We start from the raw sequence: 24,826 nt of genomic DNA on the forward strand, positions 1-24,826 counted from the left end.
TCTGTATGGTCCGTTTGAGAGAAAGAAAAAATAAGGCCGACATCTGCCGGCCCCATGCTTCTTCGATGGCCTTGGGCCCGCGTTGTCGCTAGACGTTCAGCACCGCGATGCCTTCGTCTTCCATCACCTGCAGCTGCAGGAACACTTCACGCTGCCGCGCACGCGGGATGCCCAGGCGCCTCATCGCCACGTCGACCGCGCCGAAGTCGAGCCCCTGGAACCACGCGCCCGCCGCCCCTGCGACGACCCGCCACTGCGTTCGGCAGGCATGGAACACCTCGAATGCTTCCTGGTGTTCCGGCCATAGCTCGAAAGGTGGCGGGCCGCCGCCGTTGGCTGTCGAAGAGACGAGCTTCTTCGGGTCGAGACCGAGCGACGCGCACTGGCTGCGGAGATCGTCGTCCAGCTCGTCGTGGACGCGATGCTCTGCTCCGAGCACAAGGCGCGCGGCGCCTCTCAGTTTTTTACCGCGGCCGGGTAGGCGTGCTCGAAGTAGCTGTAGGCAATGGCGGCTTCGAAGCCGGTCCATTCCTCCACCGCCGCGGCGCGGTTCTCGGCCGTGCAGATGTAGGGCGCGCCGTCGTCGCCGTCCAGCTCCTTCCAGTCGGCCAGCACCATGTCGAGCAGGTCCTTGTCGGTCAGGGTGCGGGCTTCGAGGCGCGATTGCAGCGTGTCGTTCTCGCTCTTGGTCAGGCGCTTGAAGACGGCGCTGAAGCGCACCTCCTCGACCTGGCCGTCGCCGGGCACACGCATCAGCACCGGCGCGACGAAGGTCGGCTTGACGGCGATCTTGAGTTTCTGGGGCATCTCTGTCTGTTCCTGTGGATGTGTGTGGGAATGCGGCTCAGCGAACGACGATCGACCACTCGTCGTTGCCCGCGCCGGTGGGCACGAACTCGAGCGGCACGGTGATCATCTGCACGCCGTCGACGTCGCTGAAGGTCGGCTTGCCGATCTGCGCGCGCGGCGACAGGAACTCGACGACGTTGCTCGCGCCCTGGCCGTGCTTGAGCGCCAGGTTCACGCGCTGGCTGGCGCGTGCCATGCCGATCCAGTCCTTGGTGGCGATCGAGGTGTTCTCGAAGGTCACCGAGCCGGTCGACACGCGCGCGGTGATGTCGACTGCGTCCACGGTCATCAGGTCGCGCTTGACGACGGTGTTGCCGGCATCGAAGGCGAAGGCGTTGGCGGCCACGCCGAGGCCGTCGAGCGTGAGCGTGGTGTTGGCCTTGTTCACGCCCAGCGGGTCCATGAACTTGGTGTAGTCGGCCACGGGCAGCGGCGCGTCTTCGGCGGGCACGAACAGGCCGGTGAATTCGAACTGCCACTTCGGGATGCCCTTGGCATTGATGGTGGCCTTCACGTTGCCGTGCGCGTCGGTCATCTTGTAGACGGTGCCGTCGACGTTGCCGTAGATGGTGAGCGACTCCAGCGCATCGGTGGCCGGCGCGAAGGTGGTGCTGACGCCCGCGGCCGTGGTGACGGCGATGGCGCAGCCGCGCATCAGCGCGGCATAGCCGGGCACGTCGCCCGCCGCTGCAACGCCGGCGATCTCGACCGAGAAGGCGATCTTGCTGTACTGCGTGACCAGCACGGAGCCGCGCGAGCCGAAGTAGGGCCGCACGTTGTCGCGCTGGACGACGTCGCCTTCGATGGGGGTCAGCGTGACTTCGCTGACCAGGATCGCGTTGGCCGCGCCGGTGGGCAGGGCGTCGGTGCCGCGTGTCGTTTCAGCCTTGGCCAGGATGGCCATCTTGCGCATGAGTTTTGCCATGTCGGCGTTCTCCGTTGGTGGTGGTTGGTTGGGTTGTCGAAAAAAGGAAAAGACCTGCTCGCGGGCAGTCAGAGGTAGCGCCAGGTCCGCAACTGCAGTGCAACGCCGTGACAGCGCACACCGCAGAAAGTGACGAGGCCGGTGCCGTCGACCTGCACGCCGTCGGTGCGCTTGTCGTCGGTGAGCGGGCCGGAGGCGCATGCGCCGCCGAAGGTGGGGTCGGCGCGCACGGCGTCGCGGATGTCTTCGACGAGGGCGTCGAACACGCGCTCCGAAGCGGCGTCGTCGTCGAGCGCGAGATAGCCGTGCACGGTCCAGGTGTCGACGCTCATGGTGCGGCCGCTGTTGACGCTGCGTTCTTCGGTGGCGGTGCGGCGCAGCCACCAGCCACGCAGTTGCTGGCCACCGGCCGGCAGGTCGTAGAGGTAGAGCGCGCGCTGCGCGACTTCGTCGATCAGGGAACGCTCGCGGTCGTGAACGCGGCCGATCTGCGGCACGGTGTTCAGCGTCTGCACGATGGCGCTGCGAAGGCTGTCGAGACGGCTCATGCCTGGGCTCCGTTCAGTGTGTGTGAGGACCGGCGCTTGCTGTTGGGGAAGTACATCGATCGCTTCGTTGTTTGGTTGGTTGGTGTATGAACTGTCGCGGCGAAGGTCCGATTGGCTGAGGCCGACATCCGCCGGCCCCTCGCGTCAATTGATGCCGGGCCCGTTGCGAAACCACTGCTTGACGGCCTCCGCGAGCAGTGCCGTGCCGATGGCCATCGCGCCGCCCGATGCGGCACCGAACACCGCGGCGCGCTGCTCGACCGAACGCAGCCGGCCATCGAGTGCGTCGAAGCGGGTGTCGAAACCGTCCATGCGGCGGTTCTGCCGGTCCTGCCCGTCCTTCAGGGCCTGCACCAGGCCGTGGATCTGGCCGAGCAGCAGCAGCTCTTGCGTGCGTTCGTGGGGGTCGCTCATGGGGCGGGTCTTTCTGTAAGGAACTCGATCAGCGCGCGGTGGCGGAGCCGGTCTGCGGCGCATGACCTGGCGTTGATGTCGTGGTTGGTCCAGGCGTCGTCGACCGTGAGGCCGGCATCAGCAGCACAGGCTTCGCCGGAGGTGTCAGCAAGTCCGCAGGCACCTGCGGGTATGTCGGTGCCCGCAAGGGCGCTGTTCCACAGCCAGACAGCAGCAAGGCTGAGGCGATGAGGGCCACCGACAGCGTCATGCTGTGCGTCGCCAGGCGGCGCAGCATCCGCATGCGGTCCGGGCGCTGCAGCCGGCGCAGAACCGGCAGGCCGCTGAGCGCGGCGATCAGGAACAGCAGTAGGAAGGACAAGAGAAACGCGCTGACGTAGATCATGGGACGGGCCTTCGAGGGAGAGGTAGCTGGCCTGCAGGGCGCTCGCGCCGAGCTGGTATTGCGCCGATGCGGCGCGCCCGCGCTCGTACTCGGCCTGCAGGTCTTGCGCGAGCTGCGTTGCGCGCTGCGCTTCCTTCTGCTGCCATGCGGCGCGCTCTTTCATGCGGCCGGCGTTCTGCAGCGCGAGGCCGCAGAACGCGAGCAGCAGCACCGTCAGAAAGGCGGCAATCAGGCCGGCCCAGGCCTTGCCCGTGAGGCCGTTCATGGCGCGTTCCCCATGCACTGCGCGTGCAGCTTGAGGCGGTCTTTCCAGATGCCGGCGCAGGTCTTGTTGCCGGGCGCCGAGCAGTCGGTCTTGCCCACGTACTTCCAGCCGAGGATGGCGTTGCACGCGCCCGCGTAGTCACCGGCGTTGAGCCGCTGCACCAGCACCGAGGTGCGGCCCTTCTGGCCGCCGGTGCAGAAGTTGAACGCGCCGATGTTGTAGGCCAGGCTCACGTACGCGTCGTACTCGTGCTGGTGCAGCGGCACCTTCACGCATTGCTTGAGTTCGCTCTCGTAGGTCTGCACGTCGCGCAATGCGCGCTGCAATGCGGGCACGGGCGTGGTGGTGTCGCCCATGCGCACGCCGCCGGTGGTGCCGAAGCCGATGGTGGGCACGGCCGTGCCGTGCACCGGGTCGGGGTAGGCTTTGTCGCTGTAGCCTTCGCGCGCGACGATGCCGATCAGCCCCGCCGCGCTGAGCGCGAGCACGGCCAGCAATTGCCGCGGCGCCTGGCCCCGCTCACGCGTGTGCCGCCGGTTGAAAAGAACGGTTCGGAAAGTGTCTTTGCCCATGACCCGAATGGTCGGGCGAGGGGCTCAAAAGACTGAGGCCGACATGAGCCGGCCCCCTTTGTTTCAGGGCGCGTGGCGCCCCGTGTTGCGTCGCCTGTCGCGACGCCTCAGATTTCGCCGCCGTGCCAGACGACGCGGCCGCTGATGTGCAGTTCGGACGCCTGGTCGGCGCTCAGCACCTGCGGCTTGTACGCGGGGTTGTAGCTGATGATCTGCAGCCCGCCGGTGGAGAAGTCGCGCTGCAGCACCTTCACGTAATCGTGGCCGTCGAGCTGGATGACGTACACGCCGTCCTGGTCGAGCGACTTGGTGGCGGTGTCGACCAGCAGGATGTCGCCGTTGTTGATCTTGTCGGCCATCGAGTCGCCGCGCGCGTGGACGATGCGCGCATGCGCCGGCTTCACGCCCTTGCGCGCCATCCATGAGCGGCTGAACGCGAAGCGGCCCATGTGTTCCTGCGAACCGTTGATGGCGCCGTTGCCGGCGCTCACGCGCACGTCGAGCAACTCGACCAGCACGAAGACCTCGTCGTCCAGCCCGCTCGACAACTGGCTCGGCGGGTTGGCGGGCTGGAACGGGTTGAGCTCGGAAGGGTCGACCCCCAGTGCAAGCGCCATCACATAGAGCTGCTCGAGGCTGGCATCGCTCACGCCCCGCTCGATGCGGCCCACCGTATTGAAGTGCAGCCCGCTGCGCTGGGCGAGGTCATCGATGGTGAGCCCCTTCTGCTTGCGCAGATCGCGCACCCGCGCGCCTTGCGCGAGGGCCAGCTCGCCGACGCGAGCCTTCACCTGGGTGTCGTCGGGTGGAGTGTTGATTTGCGACGTCACGATAACTTTGATTTGTGCGAACGCGCACATCCTAGACATGCAGAGGTCTTTTTACAACCCGCCCCATGTCTGAGAACGTGTAAATGTTGGTTTTTATGTTCTTCCCGATTGTGAAAACCTGATTTGTGTGCATAATCAGATCCACCAACACAAAACGAGACATTTCAATGGATTGGCACCCTACTCAGGTTAAAGAAGCACCCGAGATGGGTGAAACCAACCAGTCCACGTTGGCAAAAGAACACGAATACGCGCATATCAGCGAAGTTACGAACCGTCCGTGGGTTGCAAAGCCTGCAGCCTTCAGCGGGCGAGCCAGTGAATCGAGCAGTGCCACAAGCCAGGAGAGATTTACCGTGAGAACAGGCTCAGTCAAAAAAACCGAAGGCCCCGCGCGCCGGGCAGGAGACGCGTGATGGACAACACCACGGCCTCCAACACCACCACCTCCGAATGGTTCGTCGCCAAGGCGCTGATGGCGTTGGCAGACCGCCGCGCCGAAGCGGCACGGGGCGAGACGACCGCGCCCACGGCCGCGCCCGACGCGGTCGTGCGCACCGCCGACCCGTTCGCCACCCGCCTGTGGAACCTGCTGCGCATTCGCCGCGCGCTGACAGCCGACGAAGCCGCGGCGCTGCTGCTCGCCGATACCGACGACGACATCGCGCTGGGCCGCCGCCAGGCCGGCGCGCTCCTGCTGTCCTGGTCGCGGCAATGCCCGCAGGCCGTACGTGTCGACGCCCGGCGCGTGGACGGCCTGAAGCGCTACGCGCTGCTGCGCGACATCGGCGCCACGCCGCCTGCGCCACACGGAGCCGTTCGATGACCAGCGCGCCCGCACCATGCCCCTCTTACATGGGCGAGCCCTGGTTCGCCCTGCTGCGCAACGCCTGCATCGACCGCCGGCGCTCCGAGGTCGCAGCGCAACTGCACCTGAGCCCCGCCGCCGTGAGCCAGGTGCTCAACGGCAGCGGCAAGTACGGCGCCGGCAAGGCCCGCACCGACCGCATCGCCCGCCGGGTGCTCGACACCTTCGGCGACCCCGCAACGAACGAGGAAGCCGACGCATGAGCACGACATCCGATTCCCAACTGGCAGGCCGGGTGCAACGCGCCGTCGCCACGCATCTCGAAGCGCACGAAGCTGCATCCGCGAAGGAACTCGAAGGCATGCTGGCCGCCTGCGTCGATGGCTACCAGAGCGAGGCCGGCGGCACGGCGCTGCGGCAGCAGTTGGCCAAACTGGCCGACTGCGGGCACGTGCACCGCGTGACGGTCGGCGGCCAGCCGCGCTGGAAGCAGGGCCCCGGCCCGCTGGCCGCGCGCATCGCGGCGGCGCGCCGGGTGCTGCGGCTCGACACCAGCGTCTACACGCCCGAAACCACCACGGTCGTGCGCCCCGCCGCGATGGACTTCGCCCGCATCCCGAGCCTGCTGCTCGGCCACCGCAGCGGCTACTGGGGCACTTCGCGATGAGCAGCGGCACGCCTTCCATCACCGCCACGCGGGTTCTTGCCGAACTCCAGGCCCATCGGGGCCGCGACAACGGCATCCACGTGCGCGACCTCGTCGCGCGCATCACCGGCCAGGCAACGCCGGCTCCGGCACTGGAGCGCCGCGTGCGCGAGTTCGTGTCGGCGTTGCGGCTGCAGGGCGAGCAGATCTGCGGCAAGCCCGACACCGGCTACTTCATGGCCGCCAGCGCCGCCGAGCTGGACGAGACCTGCCGCTACCTGCGCGGCCGCGCCGTCTCCGGCTTGCTGATCGAAAGCCGCATGCGCCGGGTCTCCATGCCCGCGCTGCTCGGCCAGCTCGCGCTGTCCGACAGCAGCGGCAGCAACAACACCACCGACACCGTCAACGCCTGAGAGGACACACCATGCAAGAAGCCATCGCACACCACCCCGGTCAATGGAAAGACGCCAACGGTGGCGGCCGCATGAGCACGCCTGAATTTGTCGGCGCAGCGCCGTTTTCGTCGCGCGGCATCGCGCCGTCACCACCGCTGCCGCCACCCCATCGAGGCAACGGCCTGCGGCAGGCCGCCACCGCGCTGGCGCTTGAACTGCTGCCGCCCCGGCTGCGCGAGTTCGTGCGGCTGATCGGACTGCCCGCCACCTTGCGCCTGATCGAGCGCTATGGCGGCCTGCGGATCTACATTCCGGCGCACCCGGCGCCGGACCATCCGTTCGCGGGGCTGATCGGCTTCGACAAGCTGCGCGCACTGAGCGCGGAGTACGCCATCGACGGCACCGGCCTGCGCTTCGTGCTGCCGAAGGCGCAGCGCGCCTTCGACGCCATTCGCAACGAGCAGATCCGCACGGACTTCAGTTGCGGCAAGTCGGTGCGCGCGCTGGCGGCGGAGCATCACCTGGTCGAGCGGCAGGTGGCGCGCATCGTCGCGGACATCGCGTTCTGAACGAAAAAAGCCGGGCCATGCGGGCCCGGCTTTTCGATGCGGCTCGCCTCTTACTTGGCCTGCAGCAGCGCACCCGCTTCGAGCAGCACCAGCTCGTTGTCGTCCGCCTTGTTCGGCTCGCGGCTGCTGGAGAAGGGCAGGTTGTTGTCGTTGCCCACCACGATGTGCGTGGCATCGACCACGTCGACGTTCTCGATGGTGAAGAACGGGAACTCGAGCACGCCGTCGTTCAGCGGCTTGCGCGCGAGCTTGTTCGGATCGGCGATGTTCAGCAGGTCGATGTAGCCGATCTTGCGCACCGGTCCGCCCACGTTCGCATCGGTCAGCTCGACCTTGTAGACGCGCTTGAACTTGGCGATGTCATGGAAGCAGTCAGTGCGCTTCTGGCCTTCGGGGCAGGCCTTGTCGGATGTGCCTTCGCCGTTGTCGCGCTCGATGATGAGGCCCGTGGTGCCGTCGATCATGTTGAAGTCGCCGATGGCGTTGCCATTCGCTTCGAGCACGTACTTCCAGTGGCGGCCGGTCCACTTCTCGGTGGCCACGTCGAACTCCAGCACGCGCAGCGCTTCCTTGCCTTCGACGCGTTCGTAGTCCTTGGCCTCGGCATTCCACACCGGGCCTTCGAGCAGCGCATAGAGCTTGCTGCCGTCCTTCGACGCGGCCATGCCCTCGAAGCCCTTGGAGCGCTTGACCTGGAAGTCGACCGCACCGCCCGGTGCGCCCGGCGTGGTCACAGCCGGATGGTCGGGCGAGCGCACGGCCTTGCCGTCGACCAGCGTGTCGAACACCGCGAGCACCTTGCCCTTGAGGTCGGCCTTGATCAGGAACGGGCCGAACTCCTCCCCGATCCACAGCGCGCCGCCGGCAAACTGGAAGCTCTCGGGGTCGAAGTCCGAGCCCGTCAGGTAGCGCTGCTTGGTGCCTTCGTGAACGATGCGAAACGGCACCTTCTTGTCGGGGTCGTGCAGGAAGATGGTGTTCAGGCGATTGAACTTGCCGCTCTTGAAGTCCACCTTGTAGTGGTTCAGGTAAAGCATGAAGTCGGGCGAGTTGGCCTTGGTGCCGGCACCGTTGTCGGTGAGCACCCAGAAGCTGCCGTCGTCCATCTTCTTGATGCCCGAGTGGCCCTGCAGCGGCTGGCCCTTGAACGGCACCGACACGCCAGTGCCGCGACCGGCCGAGAGGCCTTCGACGCTGCCCAGCGCCTCGACGCGCTTGGCCGTCGTGAACTTGCCGCTGACCTGCAGATCGGCCGGTGCGTCCTTCGGTGCAGCCACGAAGCTCTGCGCGGGCAGCACGGCGTGGCCGGCAAGCGTGGAGGGAAAAGCGGTCTGGGCCGACACGCTGCCGCATGCGAGCGCGGTGGCAAGGGCGATGAAGGAGAGGGAAGCAAGGCGCGTCATGAGCGAGAAAGTCTTCAAGTACAAAACGCGTGACCATGCCGGGAAGGCATGACGTGTGCGTGACATCCTTTCAAGTCAAGGTGCGATGTCGACCGTCACTTCGCGCGACTCGGCGCGGCCCTGGTCATCGACGGCGCGCAGCACATAACGGCGCCCCGACTCCGCAAGGTCGGGCATCCACGTGATGCCTTCACCCGGTGCGGCGCGGCCGATGAGTGCATCGTCGGCAAACCAGTAGATCGTCTGCGTGCCGGCGGCGGCCTCGGCGCGCAACACCAGGGGCTCGGGCTTCTTCACGCGCAGCGTGTGCCGCACGCCGCGCAGCGGCGAGGTGATGAGCGGTGCGCTCTCGGACGCGTTGCCGTCCTTCTCGCAGCCGTCGGCCGGCGCACTCGCGCGCGGCAGGCCGGCCTGGCGGAACAGGCGGCGCATGTCGCTGCCCCATTGCTCCACCACCTGCTGTCGCGCATTCGGCTGCGGGCCGCAGACCACCTTGCCCGTCGTCTCGTCGACCCACACCGCGCGATGCAGATTGCTGACCTGGATCGGCGACTTGCCGGCGATGAACCACGTGGTGGTGCGCACCGGACACAGCGCATCGGGCAGGCCGCCAGTGGCGGCGCAGACCTCGACCTGCCGCAGGTCGGGCGGCTGCCGCGTCGCGACCTCGCCGGGGTCGAGCCGCTCGGCGCGCAACGCATCGACCATGCGCAAGAACAGCGGGGCCGCCGCATCGACACCCACCAGCGCGGGGTTGCTGCTGCCATCGAAATTGCCGACCCACACCACCAGCACATGGCGCCCGAACACGCCGGCGGTCCACGCATCGCGAAAGCCCCACGAGGTGCCCGTCTTCCATGCGATGGCGGGGCGCGCGGGCAGCGTGGTGTCGGGGCGCGGCGTGTGGCGCAGCATGTCGAGCGTGATGAACGATGCCTCTTCGCTCAGCAGGCGCAGCGGCTGCGCGGGCCGCTCGTCGGGCGCGGGCTGCGTGTATCGGATCGGTTGCGAGATGCCGCCGTTGGCCAGCGTGGCATAGAGACCCGCCAGCTCTTCGGGCGTGACCTCGCCGCCGCCCAGCACCAGCGCCAGGCCGTAGTGCGATTCGCTTTGCAGCTTCTGCACGCCCGCGAGTCGCATGAAGTCGTAGAGCCCCGGCTTCGAGAGCTTCGCCGCCACAGAAACGGCCGGGATGTTGCGGCTGCGGATCAACGCATCCTGCGCCGACAAGGGCCCGGCGAAGCGATGGTCGAAGTTCTCCGGCGTGTAGGGGCCGAAGGAGGTCGGCGCGTCCTTCAGCATCGTCTTCGGATGCAGCAGCCCCTGGTCGAGCGCCAGCGCATAGATGAAGGGCTTGAGCGTGGAGCCCGGCGAGCGCTTGGCCAGCACGCCGTTGACCTGGCCTGCGATGGCGTCGTTGCGGAAGTCGGCCGAGCCGATCATCGCGCGCACCTGCATGGTCGAGGCGTCGAGCAGCAGGGCGCTCGCGTTGGTCATGCCCACGTCGGCGTGCGTGCGCAGGTACTGGGCCATCACGCGTTCGAGCGTGGCCTGCATGCGCAGGTCGAGCGTGGTGCGCACTTCCAGCACGCCGCGCTCCTGCGCGAGCAGCATGTCGGTGGCGTGCGGCGCGAGAAAGGGGAGGCTGCCGCGCGACTGCGCCGACAGCGCGAGCTGCGCATCGGGCGCATGCTGCTTTGCAGTGGGGTCGCGCTCGGCCCACAGCGCCCACAGGCGTTCGCGTGCCGATTGCAGCTCCGCATTGCGGCCGCGCTCGGCGATGCGCTTGATGGGGTTCTGCGGAATCACCGCGAGCGTCAGTGCCTCGGGCAGGCTGAGCTTGGCGGCGTCCTTGCGAAAGTAGATCAGGCTCGCGGCCTGCACGCCTTCGATGTTGCCACCGTATGGCGCGGTGTTGAGGTACGCCTCCAATATCTCGCGCTTGCCGAAGCGTGCTTCGAGCCACAGCGCCGCGCCGATCTGCGCGACCTTGCCCATGGCGGTGCGGCTGTCGATGCCATAGACGCGGCGTGCGAGCTGCATGGTGAGCGTCGAGCCGCCCTGCCGGCGCTCGCCGCTGGCAATGCGCCATGCGCTGCGCGCCAGCGCGGCGGGGTTGACGCCGGGGTGCGCATAGAAGCGCCGGTCTTCATAGAGCAGCACCGCATCGACCAGCGTGGGCGAGATGCGATCGAGCGGCACCCACAGCCGGTATTGCTCGTCGCCCGCGAGCGTGAGGCGCAGCAGTTCACCGCCCTGCGCGTACACGGCGCGCGAACTGCCGACCGTTTCGCTCAGCGGCGCGTGCGGCCAGAAGCGCAGCAGCGCCAGCAGCACGGCCAGCGCGAGCAAGGCGCGGCCCGAAAGGGCTGCGATGCGCTTTGTTCTGAAGGAGGCCACGGCGCGCTCTTCGTGCTCAACTGGCGGCCATCGGGCCGCAGGGATGGCCACCATCGCCCGTCAGCTCGTACATGTAGAAGCGCTTGCCCGTCGCCACTTCGACGACATGGCTGCGGTTCGGCATGACGTTGGGCTGGGAGCGATGGAACACATAGCGGTACTTGTCGTTCGCCAGGACGATGAAGGGCTGCTCGCCTGTCCCGTCCCTGGGTCCGACGACCTTCAGGCCGCTGGTCGACGACGCGCCTGCGTACCGGCACAGCCGGGCACTTTGCGCGAGCGTGTAGTCGTAGATGTCCTGGCTGTCGGCCATCAGGTTGAACCATCCGTATTCGCCGGGGAGGGTGCCGACCACCGGGCCTTGCAGCGACACAGTCGAGGGCTTCTCGTCGCGACGGCTGAAGCGGTAGAGCGTGTGGGCGTCGATGCCGTAGGCCTTCGCGAAGCGGCCGTCTGCGTAGCGCGTCACTTCGAGAAACTGAAAGCTCGGCGCGTCCGCCCCTTGCACCTCCATGTCCCTGAAGAACACCTTCGTGGCGGTGCGCCCGAAGTCCAGCAGCTTGTCTTCCTGGGAAATCTCGCAACTGAAATCCGGGTGCGTGCCCAAGAGCCTGTCCTTCGCCTTGCACGATGGCTCCAGCACGGTGAAGTCACCGCCTTCCGACATCGGCAAGGGCAGGGCGTAGAAAAGATTCCTGCCGTCCTTGAGCTTCCCGCGCCATTGCACGCGGCTGTAGGGCACACCGGCGGCCGAGGTGAAGTTCGAGCGGAAGTAGTCGCCGCCCAGTGCCTTCGGCGTGCCCGGCAAGACCAGTCCGATGTCATCGAAGTAAACCTGCCAGGTGTGCTTCCTGTCTTGAACGAGGGTCCTGGAAGCGACCTTGAAGCTTTCAGGATCGGAGTCGTCAAGCATCACGCCGCGCCAGTAGACGCGCGCCTTGTCGCGCGCGAAGTCGTAGAAGACGTAGGCGTCGCTGTCGGTCTGCATGCTCTTGTTATTGCTCAGGTACAGGACCTTGAAGCTCTCGGCATCGGCCCCTTCGACGGGGCGCCCCTCGAACAGGACATGCGCGCCATAGCTCGCATACGACGAGGTGCGGGGGCCTTGGCCCGCTTCGTCGTACGACTGCATCAACGGCTGCACCGGCGTGCCGGCGGGCAGCGCTTCGATGCCCCGCACCGCGAACTGCTTGTAGTAGAGCTGCGCCTTGTCGACGCCGTGTTCCTGCGAGACCGACTGGAACGACCGCGCATCGGGCGCGGGCTGCAGCGGAAACAGCTCGTTCATATCGGTGGTGCAGGTGGTGGTGCCCATCGGGCAGAAGCTGCGCCCCGCCGAGCTGTAGCTTCCGAAGTTCCCCACGCAGGTTCCGTTGACGGAGGAATGCTGCTCCCTGAAATAGACGGCGCCGTCGTGCACCACGTACTCGCTCGCAGCGCCCTTCGCCGGGCGGTGGTCGCCGCAGCGCTTGGTCTCGCCGCGGCTGTCGCTCTTGTCGCGCTGGCCTTGCGTGTCGACATGGAAGGTGTCGGTGCACGAGTCCTGCCCGCAGCCGACGGCCAGCCACGACGCAAGCATCAGCGACAGAAAAAGCCGCGTCATGCCATGCGCCTCAATTCGCCACCACCTGGAAGCGCGCGCCCGCCGAGCGCGAGAACACGCGCCGGTCGTACATCGCCTCGCCATACGCCGCCGGCACCACGAAGTCGCCCACGTTGGTGGCGCGCGCCTTGTAGGTCACTTCGAGCAGGTCCTTGTTGACGCTGCCGTAGAACACCACACGGTCTTCGCGGATGTCGGCGTACTGCACCTTCCACGAGCCGCCGCCACCGAGCCGCTTCTTCCAGATCGGCGCATCGGCGTTGGCATCGTCGTCGTCGCCCACCGCCTGCAGCACCGGCTCCAGCCCGCCGGGCAGCACGTCGACCAGCGCCACGTCGTTGAGCTGCGCACGCTCCAGGCTGCGCACGCGCACCCGCACCGTGACCTCTTCGCCGAGCTTGGCCTTGGTGACCGGGTTACCCTTGGCATCGAGCACTTCATGAAAGATTTCAAGGCCCTTGTTCACCGGCGTGGCGGGCACGTTGCGCTCGAAGCCCTGTTCGGCCCAGCTGTAGTAGAGGTTGAAGTCGCTGTCGTTCGACAGCTTCAGCTTGGCGGTGCCGGCCGGCACCCCAGCACGCGTGATCGGGTTGACCGCACCCAAAGCAAGCGCTGCCGCCTGGCCTTGCGCGTTGACGGTCTGCGCCGTGAGCTTGCCTTCGACGTTCTGCCCCACGGCCTCGAAGTACGAATCGACCGCCAGCAGCATCGAGGCCGACGACAGGCTGTTGTACCAGCCGTCGCGCACCATCGTGCCCATGCGCTCCCACACCGCCGGCTTGAGCGTCTTCAGGCGCGAGGGGAAGTGCCGCGCCACCAGGTGCAGCATCATGCTGTCGTGCACCAGCGGGTCGTAGTAAGCGCCCCAGACGTTGCGGCGCGTGTTTTTCTCGGTGCGCGTGAGCAGGTCGGACCACACCGGGTTGAGCAGCTCGTTGGCCACCTGTTCCTGCTTCACGAGCTGGTAGCTCGCAGCAAGGTACACGGCGCCAAGGTCGTCGCTCCAGCCCTGCGTCTGCTTGTTGCGCCAGGCTTCGCGCAGGTTGGCCAGCGCGGCCGGCGCGATGATGCCCTGGCGTGTCAGCAGGTAGGCCGCCTGCGTGCGCTGGCGCCAGCCGTCGAGCGTGGTGTCGCCGCTGCCGAGCCAGCCTTGCAGATACGTGTTCGCCTTTTGCAGCAGGTCTTGCGGCACCGGCAGCTTGTGGTCTTTCGCCTCGATCAGCAGGTGCACCGCGTAGAGCGTGGCAAAGGCGTCGGTGCCGGCACCGGGCCACAGCGAGAAGCCGCCGTCGGCCGTCTGCCGTGCGCGCAGTTGCACGAGGTAGCGCTCGAAGGTCTTGCGCGCCTCGGGCATCGGGCCCTGTTCGGCCGTGCGGCCGCGCGCCATTTCCTTCACCAGCTCGGGGCGGCTGCTCAGCAGCACGGCCGGGAAGGTCTGGCTCGTGATCTGCTCGGTGCAGCCGTGCGGGTAGGCCTCCAGGTACTGCATGAGGCCCGTCGCAAAGGCCCACGGCGCGGCCGACACGGCCACGTCGCTCTGGCGGAAGTTCGGGTACAGGTCGGCCTGGCTGCTCAACTCGCCCGCGCGCTGGAAGCTGCCGGCCTGCACCAGCGTGACGAAGGGCGATGCGGGCCGCACGCTCACTTCGGTCGACAGGCGCGCGCTGAAGGTCTTGTGCGTCGATGTGAACACCAGCGCCGAAGAACCCAGCACGGCCTGCTCGCCCGGCTTGGCACGCACATTGAACTTGGTGCTGGCTTCGCCGCGCTCGTTGACCTTGAGCGTCTGCGTGGCGTCGCCCACCACTTCGAGGCCGCCCGAGGCGGTGAGCGTGAGCGCGATGGGCGCCTCCTTGCCCGAGCCCACGATGTTGTTGGCAAGGCCCACGCCCACTTCGACGGTATCGCCGGGCGCCATCGCCAGCGGTGCGTTCGGCAAGATCACCATGTCGCCGCGCACCACGGTGCGGGTGCTCTTGGCGGCGGTGGTTTCGTCGTTGATGGCCACGGCCATCACGCGCAGGCTGCCGTTGAAGCTCTCGGGCACGGTGTAGCTGAACTCGCGGCTGCCGTTCACGTCGACCAGCCCCGACCAGTAGGCCACGGGCTTGTCGCGCTTGCGCTTGAACGGGTTCAGGTGCTTGCCGAGTTCGCCCTCGCCGTCACCGCCGGGGGCGGCGCCCTGCATGAGCTTCTTGAACTCCGGCAGGATCAGGTCGAGCGTCTGCAGAGTGCCGACTTCGAGCGCGCGCTTCTGGAAGAAGTGCTTGAGCGGGTCGGGCGTCTTGTAGCGCGCCACCTGCAGGATGCCTTCGTCCACCGCGAACAACACGGCGCGCGTCGGCTTGTCGCTGGTGAGCTTCATCTTCACCGTCTGCCCCGGCTTCACCAGCTCGGTGCTGGTGAGCTGCAGGTTGGCGGTGCGTTTCGTCAGCGCGGTGGCGAAGGGCACGATGCCGTACGACAGCGGGCTCATGTAGACCTCGTCCGATGCCGGGTCGCGCACGAAGTGCACGTTGATGTAGCCGGTGCCCTCGAAGTCCTTGGGCAGCGTGATCTTCTGCACCGAGGCGGTCTTGTCGGTCTTGAACCATGCGTGGGCGTAGACCTTGTCGCGCTCGATGGTGATGAGGCCGGCACCGACGTACGGCGCGCGGATGCTCACCTCGATCTCTTGCCCGGGCTCGTAGTCCTTGCGGTCGAGCGTGAGCTGCAGTTCGGCATTGCGGTCGAGCGAGCGCGAGACGTTGGCGTTGCCCGCCACGCTGTACTCGACGCGGTTCAGCTCCATGCCTTCGGCGTTGCGCACCACGTAGGCGAAGTTGCCGGGCGCGCCGGTGTCGAGCGCCACGGTGTTGCCGTTTGCGGTAAGCGCGAAGGGCTTCGTGTCGATCACGATTTCCTTCTTGCGCGACTCGTAGCGGTACAGGCCGTTGTCCTGCTTGATGAGCACCGACAGCACCTTGCGCTCGATGCGCTCGATCTTCAGGTCGGCCACGGCCGTCTTCCTGGCCTTCGCGTCGATGGCGATCACGGTGGCATTGCGCGCGGCGCCCTTGCTCACGTAGCTGGTGTCGCCGTCGACCTTCACGCCGACAAGGTAGGGCATGTCGCTCACCAGCGTCTGGGCCTCGGCCGAGACGCTGCGTCCGCCCTCGGGCTCGAAGGCCTTGGCCAGCACGTGCACCTGGTAGGTGGCGGCGTCGAAGCGCGACAGGCGCAGGTCGAACTCGGCCTTGCCGTCGGCGCTGGTCTGCACGCTGCCCAGGTCGTCGACCTGCTTTTCGGTGGCGCGTTGCGGGTCGAAGAAGGCGTAGTCGGTGAAGGCGCGGAACACCGGGAAGCCGGGGCTCAGCGTGAGCGTGCCTTCGACCTTGCGGTCGGGCGCGGGCGTGCCGAAGAGGTTCTGCACATCGATCAGCGCCTTCAGGTCCTTGGGGCTGACCCAGCCTTCGGCGATCTCGCTGCTGAGCTTGGCCACGACCTTGGTGCGGTCGGGCAGGAACTCCTGCACCTTCACGGTGGTGCTGCCGATGAGCAGGCCCGCGACCTCGGGCGTGCCGGGCGAAGACTCGCGCGGCAGGTAGAGGTTGACGGTGTAGTTGCCGGTGGGCGAGGTGTCTTGTGTGGTGTGGGCGATTTCCGCCGCGCCGCCAGGGCCGAGCTTGAGCTTCTCGCGACGCACGCTGAGGCCGCGCGCATCGATGATCTCGGCTTCGAGCGGCAGGTCGCGCAGCGAGGTGCCCCAGTTGCCGGCCTTCACCATCATCGCTATGTGCATCGTGTCGCCGGGGCGATAGATGCCGCGGTCGCTGAACACGTACGCCGTCATCTGGTTCGGCACGCCGGCCGCGCGCAGGCCGCCGACGTCGAAGCGCGAGATGTCGAGCGTGCGGTCGCTGCGGTTGAAGGGCAGGAAGCTCAGGTCGCCGTCCTTGCGCACCACCAGCACCACGGGCGCCTTCTCGCGCTGGTAGCCGGCCAGGTTGGGCAGCTTCGCGGCGCCTGTTGCATCGGTGGATTGCGACGCGACGATCATGCCGTTGCGGCCCCACACCTCGACCAGCGCACCGGCCACGGGCTGGCCGTTGGCGATGCTCTGCACGAACACGTCGCGCGTGCCGTCGAGCGACTTCTTGGCGACGATGCCCAGGTCGGTGACGAGCACCAGGCGCTGGTCCTTCTGGTCTTCGGGGTTGCCGCTTTCGGGGTTGCCTTCTTCGTCGGAAGACTGTTGTTCTTCTTCCTGCTGCCCTTCTTCGGATTGGGCCTGCGTGGCATCGCCCTCGGGCTTCTTCTTGGCCTTGGGGTCGTAGCCCTGCACCTTGAGCAGGAAGACGCCGCGCCGGTCGGCCACGTCGCTACGCAGGTATTCGGCGAAGTCGACGGTTTCGTAGTGCGCCTTGCCGGCGGGAATGGTCAGCGGAATCTCTTTCTGGAAGCGGTCGACAAGGTTGTCCCCCTGCAGGCTGCCGAAGAACTGCGGATGCGCGAAGTCGCCGTTGGTCTGCGTGACCAGGTGCTGCAGTTGCTGCGGCAGCAGGCGGCCGATTTCAAGGCGGATGCCCGGCAGGTCGCGCACCAGGATCGGCAGCTTGCGCTCGCCCGACAGCGCGAGCAGCGAGCCCTGGCTCATGATGGTGAGTTCGGGCGCGAAGGTCTTGAGCAGCAGCACGTCTTGCCGCGCGTTGCCCAGCTGGTAGCCGCCCGGCGTCTTCAGGCCCTTGGCCACGCGCACCAGCAGGTAGCGCCCGCCTTCGGCCTGGGGCATGCGGAAGCTGACCATCTCGGTCACTTCGCGTTCGCTGGCGATGGGCTGCAGGTTGATCTTCTTTGCGCGGCGCAGCACGGCGTCGGTGATCTTCGACGAGGCGGCGGACCAGTCGAACTTGTCTTCCGGGTCGCCCTTCGGGTCTTCCGTCACCGGCAGCAGCCAGGCTTGCACCACGCGCGCCATTTCGCGCTCGTGCACCGGCATCGAGGCGGTGACGTGCATCACGTGCTCGGGTTCGCCGTTCTCGCCGGTGACGATGGTGGGCTCGACGCTGGAGATGTCGAGGCTGAAGAGGCCGGGGATGTCGACCGCGCGCGAGACGTCGCCGCGCTGCGCGGGGCCGCCCTTCTGCGCCACCGCGCCGGCCGTGAGGCTGAGCACGACCGGGCGCGTCTTCTCGGGAATGGGCAGGGGCTCCGACTGGACGGTGGCGGCAAGGCGCAGCTTGTCGTAGCTCACGGTGAACTTCTCGCTGGTGCACTTGCCCACGCTGAAGATCGAGGAGCCGCAAGGTTGGTCGTAGGTCAGCACCAGGCGCTTTTCGAACTCGGCGGTGTTGACGGGGTGCGAGAAGCGCACCTGGAAGAGGGCACGGCGCACGTTGGCCTGCACGGGGTCTTGGTAGAACTCGGCACCGCCGATGCGTGCGCTGAACTCGGGCGAGGTGAACTCGTACTTGCGCAACTCCATCTCGATGTGCGGCGCGAGCGCGTTGCCGGCGAACTGCACCTTGTATGGCTGGCCGATGGGCCAGTCCTGCGCGGGCAGGAATTCAAGCCGGTTCTGCTTGGTCCATGTCCAGCGGCCTGCCACGGCGGGCTCGATGGTGATGCCGGTCGCCTCTTGCCCGATGCGCGCGATGGGCGCGACAGAGGCCGTGAAGTTGATGACGACGGGGTTGGGGCCCTTGTCGTTTTCGATCTGCGTGCGTTGCGGCGGCTCCAGCTTCGCGGTGGCGACGATGGGCTCGACGCGGTCCGGCGTGAGGCCGTGCCACCACTTCAACACGTGCGGGCTCGCGGCCCAGCCGGCCAGCACGAGCAGTGCGAGGAGCACCAGCCATGCGAGGCGTTGCTGCAGCCACTGCAGGCCGAAGAGAAGGAAAGCGCCGATGATGCGCAGCCAGCCCGGGGGTCGCCAGGAACCGATGAGTCCGCGGGCCAGCGGACGCAGAAAACCGAGCACACGGCCCAGGCCGGTGAAGAGCACATCGCTGAGCGATGCGAGTTTTCGATTGGCAACTTGAAGCATGGAAGCTCCCCCGATGTTTTTGTAGGCGCTTGCCAGTTTGCTGGCGGTCTGTGAAGCGATGGCGCTGCGTGTGAAGTCTGCGTGAAAACTGCACAGAGTGCATCTGGGCTGTCTCTGGCTCTGGTGCGTTGTGTCGCGGGCTGTGCTGTTCGGGGCGGGTTCGGGTTCATTCCGGGCGGGTGCGAATGACACCAGGAGCTCCCCTCCGCGAATGTCCCCCGCTTCGCTCCTCCTTTATTTCGCTGCGGGGAGCACCTGGTGTCATTCGCACTGGGACACGCTGCTGGTGTACCGCTGATCAACCAACGCTCTGTCCAACGCTCGCGCCGATACGGGGCTCTTTTCGCGAAATAAAGGAGGAGCGAAGCGGGGGACATTCGCGAAAAAGAGCCCCGTATCGGCGGGAGCGTCGCCCTGAAGAACGGCAGCGCCAAAAAACAGAAGACCGTCTCAGAACGAGAGCTGGGGCTTGTTCACCATCAACCAGAACACGACCGCCATCGCCACGAAGGCCGGATACCCGAGCAGCTCCCAATAGCGCTGGTAGCGCGCGTAGAGCGGTGGCAACGGTGTGGTGTCACGGTGCGCCTGCGCTGCGATGGCCGCCATGCGGATCTGCAGCCACACCACCGGCAGCCAGCAGAGGCCCGCAATAACGAACAACGTCAGCGAGAGTGCCAGCCAAGGCGTCGACAACGGCCAGCCCGCCATGTGCGCCAACGCGAAGCCTGTGACCGGCTGGAGGATGACCGTGGGCGTCGTGAACCACCAGTCGGCCCGCACGACCAAACGACTCACGACCGCTTGCGCCGGCACGCTGCCGCTGCGGTTGGTGAAGAACATGTAGAAGGCCGAGCCCAGCCCCGTGCCGACCATCAGCACGCTGGAGACGATATGCAGCCACTTGAGGACGAGATAAGTGTTCATGGCGTTGCGCGTCGGTACAGGTGCCAGAGCAGGGCGGCGATGGGCAGGTTCTTGAGCAGCGGGCCGAGCGGGTGCAGCCACAAGGTGGGCTGGAGCACGGTCGCCACGAGGGTCATGACGAGCATCAGGGCGAGAGCGGTCGCGTAGCTGCTGCGGCCGGGCCGCAGCCAGAGCGCGAGGCCGATGACAAGGTCTGCTGCCGCGCCGCCGACGATGAGCCACTGCATCAGCCACGGCGGCGATGCGATGCCGGCTTCGGCCAACACGCGACGGCTCTGGCCATCAAGTTCGACGATGCTGGCGATGGCCGTGAACAGCCACACCACAACGAGGCTGAAACGCAGCAGGCGGTCATCGCTTTCCGTGTTTGTCATGCTGTATCACTCCCATGCTCCACCCGCTGCCACTCGACGATCTCGTTCGCATGCGCTGCCAGGAAGTCGCGCATGCGCGCAAAACGCCGCTGCGTCTGCCGCGCGAAGACCCGCACCACCACGGGCTCCAGAAGCCAGCGAAACGCCCGCGGCTCGGCTTCGATGGTGTAGACGTAGATCAGCACGGAGTGGCCTGGTTGCGTGTCGCGGTGCCGCATGGAGGCGGCCCATCGGCTGAAGGGAAAGGAGTGGCCGATCATCGAGGCCGCCGCCACATGCGGTCGCTCGAAAGTGACGAAGCGCGTGCGCATCGACAGGCCGCGCAGCCAGCCACCGCCGGTGTTCTCGGTTTCCGCACCCACGAAGGGGCAAGGTGCACCGCCCACCACGCGGGCATTGCCGACCAGCGAGTCCCAGCGCGAACGCCAGACGTGATAGTGGAAGGCGTCGAAGACCACGTCGGCCGGCGCCGGCATGTCGAACTCAAAGCGCTGGTGCGCCATGGCCTGTCGCGCTTTCGCCTTCGTCGACCACATCGGTCACCATGCCCCAGCGGGCGAACTCGGGCTCGAATTCCGGCAGGGCGAGCAGGCCTGCACAGGCGTGTGCGCCGATGGGCAATGCATCGCCGCGTGCAAGGCGACGGGCCAGCAGGATGGCGGCCATGCAGGGGATCTCGGGGCCGTGGTTGTCGTCGGATGCGATGTGCCATGCGCGTCGCGCTGCCCGGCCTTGCGCGTCGGTGCCCGTCACGCGCACCACCATGCCGCCCAATGCGGTGCCGAGCGCATCGAACACGCGGCCGGTCGAATGCAGCAGCGGTGCCAGCTTTTGCGGCGCGGGCAGCAAGCCCACGCGGTGCATGAACGCCATGAACGCAAAGGCCTGTTGAGCCAGGCCGACTTCGAGCGCCGCGCGGAACATGACCGACTGCACGCCGGCGTAGCGCGCGGGAAAAAGTTCGAGGTCGGGGATGTCGCACAAGGCGCCACGGCGCGGCTTCATGCGTGCGAACTGCACCTTCACCGGGTTGGCCCAGCCGGGTTGTTCGGTCCATTGGCCGTGCTGCCAGACGCGGATCGGTTCGCCGCAGTAAGCGAGCACGCCGGCAAGCGTCGCTTCGCCGCGCGGCGCGCCTTGTGCCGGCGCGATGCAGATGTCGATGCTGTGGATGCCCTGCCAGCCTGCCGTGAGATGGTCGACCACCGCCGACGACAGCGCGGGCACGGTGCTCGCACCGGCCACTGCGGTGCGGCCTGCGCTGCGGAAGGCGACATCGAGTGCTGCAGGAAAGTCGCAGACGAAGCGGCGGCCATCGGCGAGGTCGATGTAGTGCGCGCCGGCCGCTGCAACGGCTTGCGGCACGCGGTAGTCCTGGTTCTGGAACGGGCCTGCGGTGTGAATGACGAGGTCGACGCCCAAGTAACCCAGGCCTTGTGCGAGGTCGGGCGATTGGGCATCGACGCGAACGCCGCGCGCGTTGGCGCCCAGCGTTTGCGCGAAGGCGGTTGCCCGTTCGAGATCGCGGCCGCCCACCAGCAGTTCGATGTCGGGGCCCGGTGCCAGCGCGCGGCAGATGCGTGCGCCGAAGTTGCCGTAGCCGCCGAGCACCAGCGTCTTCATCATGTCGTTCGGGACCCCGCGACATGACCGCGCGTGAACGCTTCCTCGAAGATCGAATAGCCCGACCAGTCGGCATGCGCGAACGACAGCCGCCCGGCGACGACGCTGCCGCGATGCGCCGCGTCCGGTGCGGTGCGCTGCGAGCCGATCTGCGCCAGCAGCCCCGGCCGGGGGATCGACATGGCGTGGCCGTAGCGCGTGATGTCGATGCGCGTCGCCAGCGACGGCAGGTCGGGATGCGGCACCGAGAGTTCGGCGAGCAGGTCATCGCGCCAGCCGGTCCACGGGCGGTCGAGCAGCAGGCGGCGGCCGTCGGTGGTGTCGTAGCTGCTCGGGCCGAGCGGGCGGTACCAGCTCAGCACGGTGCCGCGCGGCGTGGGGTCGAGCGTCTGGTGGCGCGCATCGACATAGCCGAGGCCGCGCGTGCCGTAGATCACGTTGTCCCAGCTCGGCGCGGCGCCGGGGCGGTCGACGAGCGGGCCGCGCAGATGCACGTTGGCGACCAGCCACGGCGCGTAGCGCACGTGCGCGGCGGCGTTCGTGAGCACGGGCGGCGGGTTCTCGACCACGCGCGCGGCGATGAACACCGGCAGCGCGACGATGCAGCGCTCGGCCTGCCAACGTACGAGGGATTTTGTGGCGGCATCCCATGCATCGACCTCGACGCCGCCGCGCACGTCGGCGATGCGCGTGACGACCTGGCCGGTGTGCAGCCGGTCGCCGAGCGGCGTGGCCAGTTGCTTCGTGAGCCAGCCGTTGCCTTCGGGCCAGGTGAGGATGCCGTCGCGCTCGGGGCTCGAATCGTTGACGCTGCCCGTGGGATCGCCGGGCGCATGAAAGCCGTGTCGGCTCGCGAAGTAGTGGATACCGGCCCAGGCGGAGACGTGCTCGATGCCCGCGCCGTAGTCGTCGCGGCAGCAGTAGTCGAGGTACCAGCGCAGTTGCACGTCGCTGAAGCCTTCGCTGTCGAGCCAGTTGGCGAAAGGGATGGCGTCGAGCGCCAGCAGCTCGGGCGTGACCGCGACCTTGAGCGTGGGAATGGCGAAATGCGCCGCGTGCTGCAGCGCGTCGATGCGCTGCGCGAACTTGCGGTACTGCGCGAGCGTGCTCTCGCCCACGCCGTGCACGGGCAGCAGGCCGTCCTGCCATTCGCCGTGCAGGAACAGGCGCTCCTGCGGGCTGTGGCAGAGGCTGATCTCGTCGTATTCCCAACGGCCCGCCACGCGTCGGCGCAGGCCGAGTTCTTCGAGCAGGTCCTGCACCTCGCGCGCGTCGTCGCCGGGCACGGGCAGGTAGTGCGCGCCGAGCGGGCAGGCGATGCCGTTGACCATGCCGCCGCGCGCATTGCCGCCGGCGGTGTCTTCGAGTTCGAGCAGCGCGAAGTCTTCGGTGCCTGCAAGGCGCAACGCGCGCGCGGCCGCGAGGCCTGCGACGCCGCCGCCGGCGATGACGACGCGCGTGCGCTTCACGACGGCGGGTGCCTGGCTCTTGAGCGCGTCATCGCGCATCGCATGGCCGCGCGTGACGTCGATGCCGGTGAAGCCGCCTTCGATGGGCGGCGGTGGCGCTTCGCAGCCAGCGAGCGCAAGGGCGCCCGCCGCACCTGCCGCCACGCTGAGGAATTCGCGACGCTGCATGACGCGGCTAGTGCGCCATCACCTTGCCCCACTCCTGTTCGTAAGTGGTGACGAGGATCTGGTTCGAGAGGCGGTTCACTTCCGTCGACACGCGCGCCATGTCGAGCGGAAAGTCGAACATCAGCGGCAAGGTGGACGGCGAGAGAAAGCGCAGCCCCGCAGGCAGCGCATCGGGCATGCGGTAGGGCCGGCGGCTCGCGATGATGTAGCCCCATTCGCCGAAGCTCGGCACATGCGCGTGGTACGGCGTTGCGGTCAGGCCGACGGATTCGATGGTGGTCGCCACGGTCCAGTAGCTCTTGCGCGCGACCAGCGGCGAGGTGGTCTGGATCACCGCATAGCCGCTGGCGGACAGCCGCTTTTCGAGCAGCGCGTAGAAGCTGTTTGTGTAGAGCTTGCCGATGGCGAAGTTGGTCGGATCGGGAAAGTCGACCACGATCACGTCGTACGTGTCGCCCGGCTGCTGCAGCCACTGGAAGGCGTCGGTGTTGATGATCTTCACCTTCGGCGACGACAGCGAATGGCCGTTGAGCCGGGCCAGTGTTTCGTGCGTGGTGAAGAGTTGCGTCATGTTCGGGTCGAGCTCGACCAGCGTGACCGACTCGACCGAGGGGTACTTGAGGATCTCGCGCACCGCCATGCCGTCGCCGCCGCCGAGCACCGCGACCTTTTTCGGGGCGCCTTGCGCGGCCATCACCGGATGCACCAGGGCCTCGTGATAGCGGTATTCATCGCGCTCGGCGAACTGCAGGTTGCCGTTCAGGAAGAGCCGATGCCCGAGCAGCCCGCGCGTGACCACGATGCGCTGATAGGGCGAGGTGGCGCTGAACACGATGTGGTCCTGGTAGAACTTGTCTTCGGCCAGCGAGGTGATGTGGTCGGCACCGACGAAGGCGCCAAGCAGCGCGGCCAGCGCAAGAAAGCAGGCCAGCGCATGCGCGCCGACGCGGCGCAGCTCATGGCGGAACAGCCATAGCGCCCACACCGCCACCGCGGCATTCATGAAGCCGAACAGCAGGCCGGTGCGGATCATGCCGAGCTGCGGCACGAGGATCAGCGGGAACGCCACCGACACGGCGAGCGCGCCGAGGTAGTCGAAGGTCAGGACCTGCGACACCAGGTTCTTGAGCTGGATGTTGCGCCGCAGGATGCGCATCACCAGCGGGATTTCGAGGCCGACCAGCGTACCGACGACCATCACGAGGCCGTAGAGCAGCAGCCGGAAGGCGCCGGGCGCATAGGCGTTCGCCAGGAACAGGATCGCCGGCAGCGCGCCGCCGATCAGCGCCACCATCAGCTCGATGCGAAGGAAGTGGGCAGGCAACTGGCGGTCGAAATAGCGCGAGAGCCAGGAGCCCACGCCCATCGCGAACAGGTAGGTGCCGATGATGGTGCTGAACTGCAGCACCGAATCGCCGAGCAGGTAGGAGCTGAGCGCCGCAGCGCTCAGTTCGTAGACCAGCCCGCAGGCTGCGACCACGAACACGCTGGCCAGGAGCGCGATTTCGACGGGTTGCGGGCCCTTGGCCGGCAGCGGATTGGCAGAGGTATCCATGGAGATCAGGCGGTCGCCGCCGGGCCGCCCCAAGGCGGACCGCGCCTCCCCCTCGGGGGGTGGCGAATGACAC

General features: G+C 67.3%; 23 protein-coding genes. 5 read left to right on the forward strand and 18 right to left on the reverse strand.

The genetic code is table 11. The annotated features are described in order from the left end of the window. Nucleotides 1-88: 88 nt before the first annotated feature. From ACSFB7_RS15485 to ACSFB7_RS15520, 8 genes are all read right to left on the reverse strand, one after another. Entirely contained in the window at nucleotides 89-439 is a 351-nt protein-coding gene (locus tag ACSFB7_RS15485; protein ID WP_187112983.1) for a DUF1799 domain-containing protein, read from the reverse strand. Between the two features lie 17 nt (nucleotides 440-456). After that, nucleotides 457-807 (reverse strand): hypothetical protein, encoded by a 351-nt coding sequence (locus ACSFB7_RS15490; RefSeq protein WP_187112984.1) that lies wholly within the window; start codon nucleotides 805-807, stop codon nucleotides 457-459. A 37-nt stretch (nucleotides 808-844) separates the two neighbouring features. After that, complete coding sequence (locus tag ACSFB7_RS15495; protein ID WP_435471529.1) at nucleotides 845-1,774, reverse strand: phage tail tube protein; 930 nt, start codon at nucleotides 1,772-1,774, stop codon at nucleotides 845-847. 68 nt (nucleotides 1,775-1,842) lie between these two features. Next, the gene (locus ACSFB7_RS15500; RefSeq protein ID WP_435471530.1) at nucleotides 1,843-2,322 is read right to left on the reverse strand and encodes a hypothetical protein; all 480 of its coding nucleotides are present in this window, start codon (nucleotides 2,320-2,322) and stop codon (nucleotides 1,843-1,845) included. A gap of 144 nt (nucleotides 2,323-2,466) precedes the next feature. After that, nucleotides 2,467-2,736 carry a hypothetical protein gene (locus tag ACSFB7_RS15505; protein ID WP_435471532.1) on the reverse strand — a complete coding sequence of 90 codons (270 nt, stop codon included), beginning with the start codon at nucleotides 2,734-2,736 and terminating at the stop codon, nucleotides 2,467-2,469. Further along, nucleotides 2,733-3,386 (reverse strand): hypothetical protein, encoded by a 654-nt coding sequence (locus tag ACSFB7_RS15510; protein ID WP_435471534.1) that lies wholly within the window; start codon nucleotides 3,384-3,386, stop codon nucleotides 2,733-2,735. The genes ACSFB7_RS15505 and ACSFB7_RS15510 overlap by 4 nt, the downstream gene beginning before the upstream one ends. Beyond that, nucleotides 3,383-3,958: a lysozyme gene (locus tag ACSFB7_RS15515; RefSeq protein WP_435471536.1), complete on the reverse strand. Its 576-nt coding sequence runs from the start codon at nucleotides 3,956-3,958 to the stop codon at nucleotides 3,383-3,385. The genes ACSFB7_RS15510 and ACSFB7_RS15515 overlap by 4 nt, the downstream gene beginning before the upstream one ends. A 107-nt stretch (nucleotides 3,959-4,065) precedes the next feature. Continuing rightward, on the reverse strand, nucleotides 4,066-4,788 hold the full coding sequence (locus ACSFB7_RS15520; RefSeq protein ID WP_435471538.1) for an XRE family transcriptional regulator: 723 nt from the start codon (nucleotides 4,786-4,788) through the stop codon (nucleotides 4,066-4,068). A 415-nt stretch (nucleotides 4,789-5,203) separates the two neighbouring features. On the opposite strand from ACSFB7_RS15520, the gene ACSFB7_RS15525 reads away from it, so the two are divergent. The 5 genes from ACSFB7_RS15525 to ACSFB7_RS15545 are packed head-to-tail and all read left to right on the forward strand — an operon-like array spanning nucleotide 5,204 to nucleotide 7,206. Further along, nucleotides 5,204-5,614 carry a hypothetical protein gene (locus tag ACSFB7_RS15525; protein WP_435471540.1) on the forward strand — a complete coding sequence of 137 codons (411 nt, stop codon included), beginning with the start codon at nucleotides 5,204-5,206 and terminating at the stop codon, nucleotides 5,612-5,614. Next, a complete protein-coding gene (locus tag ACSFB7_RS15530; RefSeq protein WP_435471542.1) occupies nucleotides 5,611-5,859 on the forward strand; it encodes a hypothetical protein in 249 nt (82 codons plus the stop codon). The genes ACSFB7_RS15525 and ACSFB7_RS15530 overlap by 4 nt, the downstream gene beginning before the upstream one ends. Then, on the forward strand, nucleotides 5,856-6,263 hold the full coding sequence (locus ACSFB7_RS15535) for a hypothetical protein (protein ID WP_435471544.1): 408 nt from the start codon (nucleotides 5,856-5,858) through the stop codon (nucleotides 6,261-6,263). The genes ACSFB7_RS15530 and ACSFB7_RS15535 overlap by 4 nt, the downstream gene beginning before the upstream one ends. Beyond that, the gene (locus ACSFB7_RS15540) at nucleotides 6,260-6,655 is read left to right on the forward strand and encodes a hypothetical protein (RefSeq protein WP_435471546.1); all 396 of its coding nucleotides are present in this window, start codon (nucleotides 6,260-6,262) and stop codon (nucleotides 6,653-6,655) included. Before ACSFB7_RS15535 ends, ACSFB7_RS15540 begins: the two co-directional genes overlap by 4 nt. A gap of 11 nt (nucleotides 6,656-6,666) precedes the next feature. Further along, nucleotides 6,667-7,206, forward strand: coding sequence for a Mor transcription activator family protein (locus ACSFB7_RS15545; protein ID WP_435471548.1), 540 nt, complete (start codon nucleotides 6,667-6,669; stop codon nucleotides 7,204-7,206). Nucleotides 7,207-7,256: 50 nt separating this feature from the next. Here the strand turns inward: ACSFB7_RS15545 and ACSFB7_RS15550 are convergent, their stop codons facing one another. The 10 genes from ACSFB7_RS15550 to ACSFB7_RS15595 form a co-directional block, all read right to left on the reverse strand. Then, a complete protein-coding gene (locus tag ACSFB7_RS15550) occupies nucleotides 7,257-8,609 on the reverse strand; it encodes an esterase-like activity of phytase family protein (protein ID WP_435471550.1) in 1,353 nt (450 codons plus the stop codon). Between the two features lie 75 nt (nucleotides 8,610-8,684). Then, complete coding sequence (gene pbpC / locus ACSFB7_RS15555) at nucleotides 8,685-11,009, reverse strand: penicillin-binding protein 1C (RefSeq protein ID WP_435471552.1); 2,325 nt, start codon at nucleotides 11,007-11,009, stop codon at nucleotides 8,685-8,687. Between the two features lie 16 nt (nucleotides 11,010-11,025). Continuing rightward, on the reverse strand, nucleotides 11,026-12,612 hold the full coding sequence (locus tag ACSFB7_RS15560) for a DKNYY domain-containing protein (RefSeq protein WP_435471554.1): 1,587 nt from the start codon (nucleotides 12,610-12,612) through the stop codon (nucleotides 11,026-11,028). Nucleotides 12,613-12,622: 10 nt separating this feature from the next. Next, nucleotides 12,623-18,637 (reverse strand): alpha-2-macroglobulin, encoded by a 6,015-nt coding sequence (locus tag ACSFB7_RS15565; protein ID WP_435471556.1) that lies wholly within the window; start codon nucleotides 18,635-18,637, stop codon nucleotides 12,623-12,625. Nucleotides 18,638-19,087: 450 nt separating this feature from the next. Continuing rightward, nucleotides 19,088-19,564, reverse strand: coding sequence for a DUF2269 family protein (locus ACSFB7_RS15570; RefSeq protein WP_435471558.1), 477 nt, complete (start codon nucleotides 19,562-19,564; stop codon nucleotides 19,088-19,090). Then, the gene (locus ACSFB7_RS15575) at nucleotides 19,561-19,938 is read right to left on the reverse strand and encodes a DoxX-like family protein (protein WP_435471560.1); all 378 of its coding nucleotides are present in this window, start codon (nucleotides 19,936-19,938) and stop codon (nucleotides 19,561-19,563) included. The genes ACSFB7_RS15570 and ACSFB7_RS15575 overlap by 4 nt, the downstream gene beginning before the upstream one ends. After that, nucleotides 19,935-20,441: an SRPBCC family protein gene (locus ACSFB7_RS15580; RefSeq protein WP_435471562.1), complete on the reverse strand. Its 507-nt coding sequence runs from the start codon at nucleotides 20,439-20,441 to the stop codon at nucleotides 19,935-19,937. Before ACSFB7_RS15580 ends, ACSFB7_RS15575 begins: the two co-directional genes overlap by 4 nt. Beyond that, the gene (locus tag ACSFB7_RS15585; protein ID WP_435471564.1) at nucleotides 20,422-21,564 is read right to left on the reverse strand and encodes a saccharopine dehydrogenase family protein; all 1,143 of its coding nucleotides are present in this window, start codon (nucleotides 21,562-21,564) and stop codon (nucleotides 20,422-20,424) included. Before ACSFB7_RS15585 ends, ACSFB7_RS15580 begins: the two co-directional genes overlap by 20 nt. Then, nucleotides 21,561-23,198 (reverse strand): FAD-dependent oxidoreductase, encoded by a 1,638-nt coding sequence (locus ACSFB7_RS15590; protein WP_435471566.1) that lies wholly within the window; start codon nucleotides 23,196-23,198, stop codon nucleotides 21,561-21,563. Before ACSFB7_RS15590 ends, ACSFB7_RS15585 begins: the two co-directional genes overlap by 4 nt. Nucleotides 23,199-23,205: 7 nt before the next feature. Then, entirely contained in the window at nucleotides 23,206-24,753 is a 1,548-nt protein-coding gene (locus tag ACSFB7_RS15595) for a polyamine aminopropyltransferase (protein WP_435471568.1), read from the reverse strand. Nucleotides 24,754-24,826 lie beyond the last annotated feature (73 nt).

Origin of the sequence: Variovorax raffinosi (assembly GCF_051216615.1) — a bacterium.
Taxonomy (GTDB): Bacteria; Pseudomonadota; Gammaproteobacteria; order Burkholderiales; family Burkholderiaceae_C; genus Variovorax.

Excerpts from the sequence above, each read along its gene's own strand:
- ACSFB7_RS15560 (WP_435471554.1), bottom strand. The coding sequence starts at position 12,612 with ATGACGCGGCTTTTTCTGTCGCTGATGCTTGCGTCGTGGCTGGCCGTC.
- ACSFB7_RS15545 (WP_435471548.1), top strand. The coding sequence starts at position 6,667 with ATGCAAGAAGCCATCGCACACCACCCCGGTCAATGGAAAGACGCCAAC.
- ACSFB7_RS15540 (WP_435471546.1), top strand. The coding sequence starts at position 6,260 with ATGAGCAGCGGCACGCCTTCCATCACCGCCACGCGGGTTCTTGCCGAA.
- ACSFB7_RS15565 (WP_435471556.1), bottom strand. The coding sequence starts at position 18,637 with ATGCTTCAAGTTGCCAATCGAAAACTCGCATCGCTCAGCGATGTGCTC.
- ACSFB7_RS15515 (WP_435471536.1), bottom strand. The coding sequence starts at position 3,958 with ATGGGCAAAGACACTTTCCGAACCGTTCTTTTCAACCGGCGGCACACG.
- ACSFB7_RS15550 (WP_435471550.1), bottom strand. The coding sequence starts at position 8,609 with ATGACGCGCCTTGCTTCCCTCTCCTTCATCGCCCTTGCCACCGCGCTC.
- ACSFB7_RS15595 (WP_435471568.1), bottom strand. The coding sequence starts at position 24,753 with ATGGATACCTCTGCCAATCCGCTGCCGGCCAAGGGCCCGCAACCCGTC.
- ACSFB7_RS15575 (WP_435471560.1), bottom strand. The coding sequence starts at position 19,938 with ATGACAAACACGGAAAGCGATGACCGCCTGCTGCGTTTCAGCCTCGTT.
- ACSFB7_RS15535 (WP_435471544.1), top strand. The coding sequence starts at position 5,856 with ATGAGCACGACATCCGATTCCCAACTGGCAGGCCGGGTGCAACGCGCC.
- ACSFB7_RS15590 (WP_435471566.1), bottom strand. The coding sequence starts at position 23,198 with ATGCAGCGTCGCGAATTCCTCAGCGTGGCGGCAGGTGCGGCGGGCGCC.
- ACSFB7_RS15525 (WP_435471540.1), top strand. The coding sequence starts at position 5,204 with ATGGACAACACCACGGCCTCCAACACCACCACCTCCGAATGGTTCGTC.
- ACSFB7_RS15495 (WP_435471529.1), bottom strand. The coding sequence starts at position 1,774 with ATGGCAAAACTCATGCGCAAGATGGCCATCCTGGCCAAGGCTGAAACG.
- ACSFB7_RS15530 (WP_435471542.1), top strand. The coding sequence starts at position 5,611 with ATGACCAGCGCGCCCGCACCATGCCCCTCTTACATGGGCGAGCCCTGG.
- ACSFB7_RS15500 (WP_435471530.1), bottom strand. The coding sequence starts at position 2,322 with ATGAGCCGTCTCGACAGCCTTCGCAGCGCCATCGTGCAGACGCTGAAC.
- ACSFB7_RS15585 (WP_435471564.1), bottom strand. The coding sequence starts at position 21,564 with ATGATGAAGACGCTGGTGCTCGGCGGCTACGGCAACTTCGGCGCACGC.
- ACSFB7_RS15505 (WP_435471532.1), bottom strand. The coding sequence starts at position 2,736 with ATGAGCGACCCCCACGAACGCACGCAAGAGCTGCTGCTGCTCGGCCAG.
- ACSFB7_RS15570 (WP_435471558.1), bottom strand. The coding sequence starts at position 19,564 with ATGAACACTTATCTCGTCCTCAAGTGGCTGCATATCGTCTCCAGCGTG.
- ACSFB7_RS15510 (WP_435471534.1), bottom strand. The coding sequence starts at position 3,386 with ATGAACGGCCTCACGGGCAAGGCCTGGGCCGGCCTGATTGCCGCCTTT.
- ACSFB7_RS15490 (WP_187112984.1), bottom strand. The coding sequence starts at position 807 with ATGCCCCAGAAACTCAAGATCGCCGTCAAGCCGACCTTCGTCGCGCCG.
- ACSFB7_RS15580 (WP_435471562.1), bottom strand. The coding sequence starts at position 20,441 with ATGGCGCACCAGCGCTTTGAGTTCGACATGCCGGCGCCGGCCGACGTG.